10 protein-coding genes, 1 rRNA gene, 1 other RNA gene and 1 pseudogene are annotated in these 13,327 nt (G+C 46.6%); 12 read left to right on the top strand and 1 reads right to left on the bottom strand.

Features of this window, described 5'->3' with window-relative positions; translation table 11 throughout:
* Positions 1 to 48: 48 nt before the first annotated feature.
* Positions 49 to 1,083, bottom strand: a complete 1,035-nt coding sequence (locus tag ACM1ND_RS00425; RefSeq protein WP_418026916.1) for an alpha/beta fold hydrolase — start codon at positions 1,081 to 1,083, stop codon at positions 49 to 51.
* Between the two features lie 613 nt (positions 1,084 to 1,696).
* Here ACM1ND_RS00425 and ACM1ND_RS00430 point away from each other — a divergent pair.
* The 12 genes and pseudogenes from ACM1ND_RS00430 (at position 1,697) to ACM1ND_RS00485 (ending at position 13,036) form a co-directional block, all read left to right on the top strand.
* Positions 1,697 to 3,252 (top strand): 16S ribosomal RNA (locus tag ACM1ND_RS00430).
* Positions 3,253 to 3,610: 358 nt separating this feature from the next.
* A pseudogene (locus tag ACM1ND_RS00435) lies at positions 3,611 to 4,159 on the top strand (ketose-bisphosphate aldolase); the annotation flags it as partial.
* 239 nt (positions 4,160 to 4,398) lie between these two features.
* The gene (locus ACM1ND_RS00440; RefSeq protein ID WP_013308220.1) at positions 4,399 to 5,652 is read left to right on the top strand and encodes a UDP-N-acetylglucosamine 1-carboxyvinyltransferase; all 1,254 of its coding nucleotides are present in this window, start codon (positions 4,399 to 4,401) and stop codon (positions 5,650 to 5,652) included.
* A gap of 258 nt (positions 5,653 to 5,910) precedes the next feature.
* Complete coding sequence (gene rho / locus ACM1ND_RS00445) at positions 5,911 to 7,248, top strand: transcription termination factor Rho (protein WP_028542569.1); 1,338 nt, start codon at positions 5,911 to 5,913, stop codon at positions 7,246 to 7,248.
* A 95-nt stretch (positions 7,249 to 7,343) separates the two neighbouring features.
* Positions 7,344 to 8,615, top strand: coding sequence for a radical SAM protein (locus ACM1ND_RS00450; protein WP_061831800.1), 1,272 nt, complete (start codon positions 7,344 to 7,346; stop codon positions 8,613 to 8,615).
* 156 nt (positions 8,616 to 8,771) lie between these two features.
* Entirely contained in the window at positions 8,772 to 8,969 is a 198-nt protein-coding gene (gene rpmE / locus ACM1ND_RS00455) for a 50S ribosomal protein L31 (RefSeq protein ID WP_025719104.1), read from the top strand.
* Between the two features lie 110 nt (positions 8,970 to 9,079).
* Positions 9,080 to 9,346, top strand: an RNA gene (ffs, locus tag ACM1ND_RS00460) — signal recognition particle sRNA large type.
* Positions 9,347 to 9,504: 158 nt separating this feature from the next.
* Positions 9,505 to 11,256, top strand: coding sequence for a DNA polymerase III subunit gamma/tau (gene dnaX, locus ACM1ND_RS00465; protein ID WP_028542567.1), 1,752 nt, complete (start codon positions 9,505 to 9,507; stop codon positions 11,254 to 11,256).
* Positions 11,257 to 11,299: 43 nt separating this feature from the next.
* Positions 11,300 to 11,611: a YbaB/EbfC family nucleoid-associated protein gene (locus ACM1ND_RS00470; protein ID WP_013308226.1), complete on the top strand. Its 312-nt coding sequence runs from the start codon at positions 11,300 to 11,302 to the stop codon at positions 11,609 to 11,611.
* Between the two features lie 27 nt (positions 11,612 to 11,638).
* Positions 11,639 to 12,238: a recombination mediator RecR gene (gene recR / locus ACM1ND_RS00475; RefSeq protein ID WP_418026917.1), complete on the top strand. Its 600-nt coding sequence runs from the start codon at positions 11,639 to 11,641 to the stop codon at positions 12,236 to 12,238.
* 214 nt (positions 12,239 to 12,452) lie between these two features.
* Positions 12,453 to 12,764 carry a DUF2508 family protein gene (locus ACM1ND_RS00480; RefSeq protein ID WP_025676300.1) on the top strand — a complete coding sequence of 104 codons (312 nt, stop codon included), beginning with the start codon at positions 12,453 to 12,455 and terminating at the stop codon, positions 12,762 to 12,764.
* Positions 12,761 to 13,036, top strand: a complete 276-nt coding sequence (locus tag ACM1ND_RS00485; RefSeq protein WP_025719099.1) for a pro-sigmaK processing inhibitor BofA family protein — start codon at positions 12,761 to 12,763, stop codon at positions 13,034 to 13,036. The genes ACM1ND_RS00480 and ACM1ND_RS00485 overlap by 4 nt, the downstream gene beginning before the upstream one ends.
* The last annotated feature ends 291 nt before the right edge of the window (positions 13,037 to 13,327 follow it).

Here is a 13,327-nt window from a genome sequence, read left to right on the forward strand (position 1 = left end):
GAACTCGGGCGTCTTTTATTTTTTTATGCTGTTTAACATATAAAGTCCCTAATCATCTGTGTATGCTTTAGACATGGTTGACTGAAAGTGTCTTGTGTCGGTGATGAGTTCACGGATGACTTGGATGACAAGCTCCGGTTGATCATGGATGATCATATGCTCGCTCTTCTTGGCAACAATAAATTTGCTGTTTGTAGAGATGTTAAGCATCTCGCGCTGTCCCATTTGCCAGCTTTGTTCAATCTGATCATTTCCGTGTTTACTAATACCGAACTGAGTCAAATCTTGTTGAATGCCCCGGGCAATTACACGTACAGGGAGGTTACCCAGATGCTGTCCCCGTATGGCATCTTCGGTAGTGCTTGCTAGATCACCCTCCTCCGCAACAGATCGAAAGTATTTAGAGGAAGCGACAATATTCACAAAAGATTTTCTATCTTGATATTCGACCCGACCCGTTAGCATTAAATTGGGGAACAGGCGAAAAGCCCCTGACTTTTCTAGGAGAATGGATATTAACGGGGAGGGATTGACCTTAGGCCGTTCCTTGGCATAGATCTCATTTGTCCGGCGAGCGTCATTTTCAGGCCTGGCATCCACCAGAACCAATCCTGCCACTTCGTCTTTGTATGTCTGCGCGTACAGTCTTGAGTACATCCCTCCAAGGGAATGGCCTACCAGAATATAAGGAGCTTGGATGTCTGCGTTTTTTAAGGCGACATGAAGCTCTCGAACGATGTTTTCCCCGGTTCGTGGAGTAGCAGCCTCCTCGCTCCAGGCATAGCCTGCCCGGTCATAGGATACAACAGTGGTGAATGATGACAGTTTTTCGGGAATATCTCTCCATGACAGGCTACTTTCCCCGCTCCCTGATTCAAGCAATATTGTTGGAGAGCCGTTACCGAGTTTACGAATATGGAGTCGATAACCCCCGGCATCGACCAATTCCCCCGGAGGTGGGTATTGTGATTTATCCTTTTTGGATGCAATCCACTCATACACAAATCCTGAGATCACGAAAAGCAGTAAGCAAGAGATGATAAGAAACACAATTCTCGTCCATGTTCGCCTTCGTTGCTTCATTAGTAAATCTACTCCTCTATACAGTTATAATTAATCATTACCTAAAGTTGCGTGAAACAAAGCTGCTATCGCATGGTTTGTTGCTAGCTCCTTATCTTTTTTACCCATCCTTTCTTTGTCAAATCATCAATATTAAAGAAAAAGCAGAATATGCACTTGAGTTGTAATGAGCAACACGCGTATTCGAGATCATTGAATGGATCTCACGTCGTTCTTGGATGCAGATAACTAAGTCCATTTAGCAAAAGTACAGAGTACACAGGATGTCATTACAACAATAAAGATAGTAAAAACAATTTATTAAAAAACGGTTGCATTTAAATATGCGGAGTGGTATACTCTAATTCCGGCCAAGAAATACAATATTGCGAGCGAGTGTTACAAAAAAAGATTTAAAAAAGTGCTTGCAAAGTTGGTTCGGAGATGATATGATATGATATAAGAGTTGATGAAGTGATAAACTGAATCGACCGAAAAAGAATGTTTGATCTTTGAAAACTGAACAACGAGTGAGTTAACGATTTTGTTCGCAAAATCAAACAAGAGATATTTTTATCTCGTCAGTTTCAAAATGAGCTTATCGCTCTTTCTATAAACCAACTTCGTTTGGTCTTTAATGGAGAGTTTGATCCTGGCTCAGGACGAACGCTGGCGGCGTGCCTAATACATGCAAGTCGAGCGGGGTTATGTAGAAGCTTGCTTCTACATAACCTAGCGGCGGACGGGTGAGTAACACGTAGGCGACCTGCCCACAAGACAGGGATAACTACCGGAAACGGTAGCTAATACCCGATACATCCTTTTCCTGCATGGGAGAAGGAGGAAAGACGGAGCAATCTGTCACTTGTGGATGGGCCTGCGGCGCATTAGCTAGTTGGTGGGGTAAAGGCCTACCAAGGCGACGATGCGTAGCCGACCTGAGAGGGTGATCGGCCACACTGGGACTGAGACACGGCCCAGACTCCTACGGGAGGCAGCAGTAGGGAATCTTCCGCAATGGGCGAAAGCCTGACGGAGCAACGCCGCGTGAGTGATGAAGGTTTTCGGATCGTAAAGCTCTGTTGCCAGGGAAGAACGTCTTGTAGAGTAACTGCTACAAGAGTGACGGTACCTGAGAAGAAAGCCCCGGCTAACTACGTGCCAGCAGCCGCGGTAATACGTAGGGGGCAAGCGTTGTCCGGAATTATTGGGCGTAAAGCGCGCGCAGGCGGCTCTTTAAGTCTGGTGTTTAATCCCGAGGCTCAACTTCGGGTCGCACTGGAAACTGGGGAGCTTGAGTGCAGAAGAGGAGAGTGGAATTCCACGTGTAGCGGTGAAATGCGTAGATATGTGGAGGAACACCAGTGGCGAAGGCGACTCTCTGGGCTGTAACTGACGCTGAGGCGCGAAAGCGTGGGGAGCAAACAGGATTAGATACCCTGGTAGTCCACGCCGTAAACGATGAATGCTAGGTGTTAGGGGTTTCGATACCCTTGGTGCCGAAGTTAACACATTAAGCATTCCGCCTGGGGAGTACGGTCGCAAGACTGAAACTCAAAGGAATTGACGGGGACCCGCACAAGCAGTGGAGTATGTGGTTTAATTCGAAGCAACGCGAAGAACCTTACCAGGTCTTGACATCCCTCTGACCGGTCTAGAGATAGACCTTTCCTTCGGGACAGAGGAGACAGGTGGTGCATGGTTGTCGTCAGCTCGTGTCGTGAGATGTTGGGTTAAGTCCCGCAACGAGCGCAACCCTTATGCTTAGTTGCCAGCAGGTCAAGCTGGGCACTCTAAGCAGACTGCCGGTGACAAACCGGAGGAAGGTGGGGATGACGTCAAATCATCATGCCCCTTATGACCTGGGCTACACACGTACTACAATGGCCGGTACAACGGGAAGCGAAATCGCGAGGTGGAGCCAATCCTAGAAAAGCCGGTCTCAGTTCGGATTGTAGGCTGCAACTCGCCTACATGAAGTCGGAATTGCTAGTAATCGCGGATCAGCATGCCGCGGTGAATACGTTCCCGGGTCTTGTACACACCGCCCGTCACACCACGAGAGTTTACAACACCCGAAGTCGGTGGGGTAACCCGCAAGGGAGCCAGCCGCCGAAGGTGGGGTAGATGATTGGGGTGAAGTCGTAACAAGGTAGCCGTATCGGAAGGTGCGGCTGGATCACCTCCTTTCTATGGAGAATCGTTTCCTGCAACGGAAACATTCAAATATGAAGCGTAAGCTTCAAAACTCAGGTTTAGGCCTGTTACTCACTCGTTGCTCAGTTTTGAGAGTTCAAACTCTCAAGCTTCGACGAATGTTTCATTCACACATCCGTGTGGAACCGAAATATTCATCGGGTTTCGCTTCGATGAAGCGAATTGCACCTTGAAAACTGGATACCGAAACGAAATTGCGTTTTAGAATATTCCTTTAAGCTGATCTTGTGTAAACAAGTGAAATAAAGGTAGCAGGTAAGGAAAGATCTTTTGCCTTTGGCAAAAATCATTCTTTATCGAACATCGACATTTTCTTTCTTTGAAAGAAAAGTCCGTTATGATTGACGATTCCCACAGCCCGATCGACACAAACATTGCTACAACGAAAAAAGTGGTAGAATATGCTCATTCCAAAGGCGTTTCTGTTGAAGCTGAAGTTGGAATGGTTGGCGGTCAAGAGGATGATGTTGTCGGCGACGTAATGTACGCTAAGTTGGACGACTGTCTGCGTATCGTTAACGAAACAGGTATCGATACACTGGCACCTGCACTGGGTTCCGTACACGGACCTTACAAAGGCGAGCCAAACCTCGGATTCAAAGAAATGGAAGAGATCTGCAATGCAATCAAACTTCCACTCGTTCTGCACGGTGGTACTGGTATCCCAACACATGACATTAAAAAAGCAATCTCCCTGGGAACTTCCAAAATCAATGTAAACACTGAGAACCAAATCGTATTTGCGAAAGTGGTTCGTGAAGTGCTTGCTGAGAAACCGGATGCTTATGACCCACGTACATTCATCGCTCCAGGTCGTGAAGCGATTAAACAAACCGTTATCGGTAAAATTCGTGAGTTCGGTTCCAACAACAAAGCGTAATAATGAATCAACTGGTCGTGCGTCTGCACAGGCTAGATGAATTTTTTAGTTGTAACTGTAGTTCTACTGCACAAAATATTTAAATCTGTACAGTTGAATAGTTTGGTATGGAAAGCACACCGCTTAGCCGGTGTCTTTCCATTTTCACCACTAAAAAAGTTAAAAGTTTATGATTTGAGATTATTGTTTGAGATTATTGTTTGACCGACTGCAAAACACGTAGGGGGACCCTCAAGCTTATGGAAAAATTGATGATCACCGGTGGACGGCCGCTTCAAGGTACAGTTTCCATCAGCGGTGCCAAAAACAGTGCCATCGCCTTGATTCCCGCAGCCATTCTGGCAGAGTCGGAAGTCATTTTGGACAATTTGCCACTGTTGAGTGATGTGGCGGTGTATTCCGAAATACTGGAGGAACTTGGTGCAACGGTTACCTGGGAAGGTAGCCAGATGAAAATAGATCCTTCCTCTATTAAATCCATTCCTATGCCGAATGGGCCTGTTAAGAAATTACGAGCCTCTTATTATATGATGGGAGCCATGCTGGGCAGATTCAAGGAAGCGATCATCGGTTTGCCAGGAGGGTGCAATTTCGAACCCCGGCCCATTGATCAGCATATTAAAGGTTTTGAAGCGCTGGGTGCCACGGTTACGAACGAGCACGGTGCTATTCATTTGCACGCCAAAGAACTGCGCGGAACCAAAATTTATTTGGATGTTAGCAGCGTAGGCGCTACCATTAATATTATGCTGGCGGCAGCACGTGCCAAAGGCGCCACAATTATCGAAAATGCGGCTAAAGAGCCTGAGATTATAGATGTAGCAACCCTTTTAAACTCCATGGGGGCCATTATTAAAGGCGCCGGTACGGAAACGATTCGAATTGAAGGTGTGTCGGAGCTGCATGGCTGCCGTCATTCGATCATACCTGACCGTATACAAGCGGGCACATATATGATTGCCGCTGCGGCAACCCGTGGAAATGTATTGATTGACAACGTAATCCCCAAACATATGGAGGCTCTCACTGCAAAAATGCAGGAAATGGGCATCGGCATCGAGGAATATGATGAAAGTATTCGCGTACTGGGTGCACCTTCCTATGAACATGTCGACGTTAAAGCCTTGATATACCCCGGATTCGCCACAGATTTACAATCTCCCATGACCAGCTTGCTTACCCAAGCACAGGGTGTCAGTGTATTGAGCGATTTTGTGTACAGCAATCGTTTTAAGCACGTCCCTGAGCTGGTGCGAATGGGGGCTAAAATTCGCGTAGAGGGTCGGTCCGCCATTATAGAGGGTGGTCAACTGAATGCAGCTAAAGTAAAAGCAGCAGATCTGCGCGCCGGAGCGGCCCTTGTCATTGCTGGACTTACAGTAAGCGAAGGCGTAACCGAGGTGACGGGTGTCGAGTACATTGACCGTGGTTATGATCACCTTGTCTCCAACCTGCGTCTTTTGGGCGCGGATGTATGGCGGCAAACTGAATAATTAAACCATGCAGTTTTTTCGAACTCCCGGACGAAAGCAATAGAACGGGCAACATCTATGCAGCCGCTGCTTGATAAAAGATTGTGGTTCATACCTAACAATCTTTTATCGGAAAACCGGAATAATTCGGTATAATCCAGGCAGGTGGCTGCATAACTTTATTTGTTTTGGTTAAAATTATGTTAATGGTGTTTATGATATCATTGTCTATCATTTAGATGTATGAATGGACTTAATAATTGAATAGGTGGTTATTATATGGATCTGCAAATTTCCGATCTGGAAGAAATGAAGCTGACCGACCTGTACAAGCTGGCCAAGCAATACCAGATCCCGTACTACGGAACGCTCAAAAAGAAAGAATTAATTTTCGCTATCCTGCGCGCACAAGCTGAGAAGAGCGGATTGATGTTTATGCAGGGGGTTCTGGAAATCCTCCCCGAAGGTTACGGCTTTCTGAGGCCGATCAATTATCTCCCGAGTACCGAAGATATTTACATCTCTGCTTCACAAATCCGCAAGTTTGACTTGAGGACAGGCGATCTTGTTTCCGGTAAATGCCGAACGCCAAAAGAGAATGAACGATATTTTGGATTGCTTCAAGTTAACGCCGTCAATGGAAGAAGTCCTGAGCAAGCTGCTGAGCGGCTACATTTTCCTGCACTGACTCCACTGTATCCGCAGACCAAATTAGTCCTTGAAACTTCCCCCAACCATTTGTCTACGAGAATTATGGATGTACTGGCCCCTGTCGGACTTGGACAGCGCGGACTCATTGTAGCACCTCCCAAAGCTGGGAAGACGCTTCTCCTCAAAGAAATTGCCAATAGCATTTCTACCAACAATCCCGAGATCGAGCTTTTTGTCTTGTTGATTGATGAACGCCCCGAAGAAGTGACCGATATGCAGCGTTCTGTTAAAGGTGAAGTTGTGGCCTCTACATTTGACGAACTTCCTGAAAATCACATCAAAGTGGCAGAACTCGTGTTGGAGCGTGCGCTGCGTCTCGTAGAACATAAAAAGGATGTTGTCATCCTGTTGGATAGCATCACACGTTTGGCTCGTGCGTACAATCTCGTTATCCCTCCTTCTGGTCGTACTTTGAGCGGGGGTATTGATCCGGCGGCATTTCACCGTCCAAAGCGCTTTTTTGGTGCGGCTCGGAATGTGGAGGAAGGCGGTAGCTTGACGATTCTTGCTACAGCGCTGATTGATACAGGATCACGCATGGACGATATCATCTATGAGGAGTTTAAAGGTACAGGCAACATGGAGCTGCATTTGGACCGCAAGCTGGCAGAACGTCGTATCTTTCCTGCGATTGATATTCGTCGTTCCGGCACACGCCGTGAGGAAGTGTTGTTGAATAAGGAAGAATTGGATACCATCTGGGCCATTCGTAAAAATATGACGGAAAGCCATGAATTTGTGGAAGGCTTCCTCAAAAAGCTGCGTAATAGCAAAACTAATGCTGAGTTTTTGGCTTCGTTTGATTTGACGGCACCTTCTTCCAGTGGCTCGCAAAGCAGTTCTGGTGGGCAACAACGGAGAACTGCGCGTTCTACCACAGCGTCAGTCCCGGCCACAACCAACTAAAACCCTTCATGTATTTTATCTGTTCCGTAAGCACACAGTCGTTACCATTCATTTTGTTAATGGCGTAGGCTTAACGGAGCGAAAGGAGCTCCATAATGTATTTGGTGTATGCCGACGAAAAAGGCAATGTATATGATCATGCTTCTTTGTATGGGCTTGCCCGTAGTGCAGACATGATTGTTGAAATCATGGAGGATGAGCTTATTCCGTTACCGGAAGGAGCTACATTGGTAAGCCTACCCAGCACTCGCCCGGTCGGTATGAACCCTGAAACAGGGGAAATGGTTTCTCTTCCCGGAGATATGCAAGCAGTAGGGGCTTTATTGCCGCAAGGTTTTACACGCTTGTGCCTGCCGGGATATGTGAAGACCGATAAGGAGTACAAACTTCCCTTGTTCGGTTATTCGGCCGTAGTCTGGAAAGACGGGGCATTTTATGTAACGGCAGAGCAGAGTGACAGTCCATCCAAGTGGAATCCGGAAAACTGTGACCGTCATCAAGTTAAATTGGGTGTGCAGCGGATGACGGAGCAATATCCCGAAAATCGGCTGTACCAACATTTGTCTAACTGTGCGCTGGGCTACGAATGTCTTACTTCCTCGAACACATTCCTGAATCGCTGGGAAGGAGGAGTTCCGGTATCTTATTCTTGTAATGCGGGTTGCTTTGGGTGTATATCTGAACAGCCGGATGACAGTGGTTTCGTATCTCCGCAGACAAGAATGAACTTCCGTCCTCGCGTCGAAGAAATTGTAGAAGTTATGCTGGAACATTTGAAGACACCGGAGTCCATCATCAGTTTTGGCCAAGGGTGCGAAGGTGAGCCTTCCACACAAGCCAAACTGATTATTGATTCGATCAAAGAGGTGCGTTCCATTACCGATATGGGATACATCAATATCAATACGAATGCGGGATTGAGCGATCATATCCGGGGAATCGTGGATGCGGGTCTTGATCTGATGCGCGTTAGTACCATTAGTGCACTGGACGATCACTACAATGCGTATTACAAGCCGCGCGGTTACACGTTGGCTAATGTGGAAAAATCACTTCGTTATGCTTCCGAACAGGGAGTATATACGTCGATTAACTATTTAATTTTTCCGGGTGTAACTGACCGAGAGGAAGAAATTGAGGCAATGATTGAATTTGCCAAACGTACTAAGCTCAAGCTGATTCAAATGCGTAACTTGAATATCGATCCTGAAAGCTATCTGGAGTTGATTCCACCTGCTCAAGGTGAGATTCTTGGTATGAAGCAAATGCTTGAGATTTATCGTGAGGAGCTGCCTGATGTAGTCATCGGTTCTTACACTCATGTACCGCCACAAGGGCTGGCACGTCCCAAATTTGCCAAGGCCTAAAATGGTCGATGTAACTTGAAACACACCTATTTTATGCCATCTTTGAATGCAGAAAAGAGTTGTTGAAACGCTCATATTCAAGTGCTATAATGTGAACATGTGTTCATACAACTCTGGACTGATAGGACGTTCAGGGCGGAAAGAGGTGAAAGTTCAATGCAACAAGCTATTCAACCAAATTTTAACGTAACTAATGTCACTTGTGCTTGCGGAAATTCGTTTGAAACTGGTTCTGTGAAAGGATCTCTGCGTGTGGAGATTTGCTCCGCCTGCCACCCATTCTTCACAGGCAAGCAGAAATTTATTGATGCTGGTGGACGCGTGGATCGTTTCAAAAAGAAATACGGTATCTAATGGATTACCGCAGGTTATAAAGTTATTAGAGCCTTCTGCAACTGCAGAGGGCTCTTTTTGTAATAATGTGTATTTGCTTTTTATGCGGCCTTAAGATATACTTATTTTCACCGTGCTAGATGGGGAGGTAGCGGTGCCCTGTAACTCGCAATCCGCTATAGCGAGGTTGAATTCCTGTTAGAGGTGTTGTTGATGTGAGGCTGGTCCCTGCGCACAATGTTGACGGCTGGGTCCTCCGCAATGAGTACTTGTGAACCTGGTCAGGTCCGGAAGGAAGCAGCCATAAGCAGGTCCACTCTTGTGCCGGAGGGTTGCCTAGCCCGAGTTGTTGTTCAGGATTGCCGCTCGGATCACAACGATCAATAACAGGTGCACGGTATATATTGGTAATTAGAACATCTTGGCAATCATTGCGAAGATGTTTTTTTGTGTTTTATAAATTGGAAGGTGTCTGGTTTAGATTCGGACGGGAGTATAGTATAATGAAGTGACCATGAATGGTCATGAAAGTGAATGGGAAAGAGGGTAACGCGCATTGGAACATATAGCGTTGTACCGTGCTTGGCGGCCGCAGGCTTTCAAGGACATGGTAGGACAACAGCATATTATCCAGACATTGCAGAATGCCATCCGCGAAAATCGCACGTCCCATGCCTACCTGTTCAGCGGTCCACGAGGAACAGGTAAGACGAGTGCGGCCAAAATTTTGGCCAAGGCAATCAACTGTGAGCATGGACCTGCGCCGGAACCTTGCAACGAATGCGAAGCCTGTAAACGGATCACGGCCGGAGCGGTCATGGATGTACAGGAGATTGATGCAGCCTCCAACCGGGGCGTTGAAGAGATTCGTGATTTGCGCGATAAAGTCAAATATGCGCCCACAGAAGTGCGGCACAAGGTTTATATCATTGATGAAGTGCACATGCTGACGACGGAAGCGTTCAATGCGCTGCTCAAGACGCTGGAAGAGCCGCCGCCACACGTGATGTTCATATTGGCTACGACTGAACCACATCGGATTCCGGCAACAATTATTTCACGTTGCCAGCGGTTTGACTTCCGGCGGGTATCGCTGGAAGAACAGACAGAGCGGCTTGACCTGATATGTCAACAGGAGAACATACAGGCTGATTCGGATGCACTGCAGTACATTGCGCGTCTTTCAGATGGTGGGATGCGAGATGCGGTTAGCGTTTTAGATCAGATATCCTCGTTTACAGATGGTCGGGTTACTTATCAGCAGGTGCTGGATATGACGGGAGGTATTGCGTCCGAGCAATTCGGTAAGCTTGCCTTGGCATTGCTGAAAGAAGATGTGGGCACGGTGCTCCAAATGATCGAGAACTTTATGCAGGAAGGTAAAAGTGCGGATAAGTGCATGGAGAATCTTCTGTACTATTTCCGAGATCTGCTAATGATCAAGATGGTGCCTCAGGCGACCAAAATGACGGAGCGAGTGCTGGATCCAGAGCGATTTAAGGAAGTGGCAGATGCTTTTACCAAGGAGCAACTCTTTGCGATGATTGACACCCTTAATCGTTATCAGAGCGAGATGAAATATGCCGTACAGCCACAAACCTTGTTTGAGGTAGCTCTATTGAAGCTGTGCAGTATTCCGGGGGAAGCAGGAACTGTTGCTCAGCCGACCGCACAACGCTCTGGCGCTGCAGCTGATCAGGAAGATGTGGTAATGTTGAAGCGTCAGCTTGCTGAGCTGGAAAAGAAACTGGAGCGCGCGCTGCAAGGTGGATTGGGCGCTGGAGCGGGACAGGAAGCATCGTCGGGTGGTCGTCAGGCTTCCGGGGGGCGTGCCCCTGCTCCGCGGATTTCAGCGCCAGCCAAGCTTCCTTCTCAGTTGGATCGCTATATCGCTGAGAAGTCGAGCGAAGCATTCGCAGCAGCAGGACGTAAGTGGAGCCAGATTTTGCAAGGGGTAAAAGAGGCGAAAGTTACGGTTCATGCTTGGTTTATGGATGGTGAGCCAGTTTCTGTGTTAGAGGACAGTGTGCTGGTTGCATTTAAGAACAATATTCATCGTGAAACTACCGAAAAGCCTGCCAATAAGCAGGTCATCGAGAAGGTATTGCATGAGCAGTTGGGTCATCCTTATCGTTTAGTAACGATGATGCAAAAGGATTGGAATGCTGCGATTGAAGGAGTTTCCGACCAGCCTGCCGAAGAATTGCAACTGGAGCCGGAGCATGATGCGCCGGGAAAGTCCAAGGAGCCCTGGATTGATGAAGCTATTCAACTTTTCGGGGAAGACCTAGTAGTCATTAAAGATTGAATCAAGTTTCTAGATGTATACTTCATTAAAGGAGATGATTGAAATGAACAATATGAACCAAATGATGAAGCAAGTGAAAAAAATGCAGGAACAAATGCTGAAAGCCCAAGAGGAGCTTGGCGGAAAAGTAATCGAAGGAACTTCTGGCGGCGGTGTTGTGACGGTGGAGGTAAATGGACATAAAAAAGTGTTGTCCATCACGATCAAACCGGAAGCTGTAGATCCTGATGATGTAGAAATGCTGCAAGATCTTGTGCTGACTGCTGTCAATGATGCTTTGTCCAAAGCAGATGAACTGGCTAATGATGATATGGGTAAATTTACAGGCGGCATGAAAATTCCGGGCTTGTTCTAGTCTGCTGCATAAAGGAGAAACACGCTATTGTATTATCCGGAGCCGATTGCAAAGCTAATTGATGCTTTTACGCGCCTGCCGGGAGTAGGGCCGAAGACGGCTGCCCGGTTGGCTTTTCACGTACTGAAAATGAAGGAAGATGATGTGATTGACTTTGCCAAAGCGCTGGTCAATGTAAAACGCAATCTTCACTTCTGTTCAGTCTGCGGCAACATTACGGACACAGATCCTTGTCGGATCTGTCAGGATAAGACGAGGGATACCTCCGTCATTTGTGTTGTTCAGGATTCCAAGGATTTGGTGGCTATGGAGCGTACCAAAGAGTTTAATGGTTTTTACCATGTGCTTCATGGGTCGATATCTCCTATGGAGGGAATTGGTCCTGAGGATATCAAACTCAAGGAATTGCTGAACAGACTCAGTGATGAACGCGTCAAGGAGCTGATTTTAGCTACGAACCCGAACATTGAAGGAGAGGCCACGGCCATGTACATTTCTCGGCTAGTGCGTCCTTTTGAAATCAAGGTTACTCGTATTGCTCATGGATTGCCAGTGGGTGGAGATTTGGAGTATGCCGACGAGGTTACCCTGTCCAAAGCGTTGGAAGGCCGTAGAGAGCTCAATTAATAGGTGTATTTATACGTTATAAATAGGGAGTCTGAAATGTCCTTTGGGCATTCTCGACTTACTTGGGGGAGCCGCTACGGCTCCTTTTTTATTTGCCGTGATAGATGGCAGTATAGATCGTTCCTGGTTCTAAGTTTGTCCTTAGTTCAATAAGTATGAATAAGGTAGTCTTGCAGACTGTGCACATAATTCAGCTTGTGAGGAGGATGAACGGATGTGGGAACGGATGAAACAAAATTTCCGTCGTCAGGAGAATGGCAAATCAGAAGCGGAGTATCGGCAGGAGTTGTTTGCCCAGATTCGGGCTTCGCATGCGGAATGGCTAAGAGCGCATCGTTTATTTCATGAAGCTACGGGTAAAGATGAGATCGACTACGCTATATTTGTTCTAGAAGCTGCAGAACGTAAATATCAGATACATTTAAAAAGCGCGAAACAGCAAGGCCTGCATCGTTTCCATCTGCCTGCAGATGAACCTGGGTATGCCAATGATACGGATCGTGTTCACAAGCGGAGAGCTGAATGAAAGGGGCGGTCTGGCTTGTTCTGATTGCCTGTGTCGGGATGCTACTATTTCTAATCTTAAAAAAACGTTTGGGTATCGGCTGGCTTGTAGTATTCGGGGCGCATATGGGCCTGGCAGCCATCGCATTGTATGTTATCAATTATTCAGGGTGGATTACGCAGGTGTACATCCCGATCAATCCAGTGACAATGGGGGCGGTAACGATATTAGGTTTGCCTGGGATTGTCCTTTTACTGGGATTGAAAATAGTATTATTCGGACAGGCCATATGAAAACTTAAATGTTATTGTTTCTATTTTTAAAATATAGTTGACGGCGAATTCAAAAATGTGATACATTAATTCTCGGCCCTTAAAGCCCGGGAATTTTTTGTGAGAACAACATTTGAATGAAATTAAAAAATAATTTTAAAAAAAGTGTTGACTTAAATCCCGAATGTGTGTTATATTAATCAAGTCGCCGCTGAGATGCGGTGGTGAAACAAAGTAAGACATAATGCAGGTTTGATCTTTGAAAACTGAACAACGAGTGAGTAAAACGATTTTGTTCGCAAAATCAAACAA

The sequence above is a fragment of the Paenibacillus sp. JJ1722 genome (assembly GCF_048282685.1).
In the GTDB taxonomy this organism is placed as follows: Bacteria; Bacillota; Bacilli; order Paenibacillales; family Paenibacillaceae; genus Paenibacillus; species Paenibacillus polymyxa_B.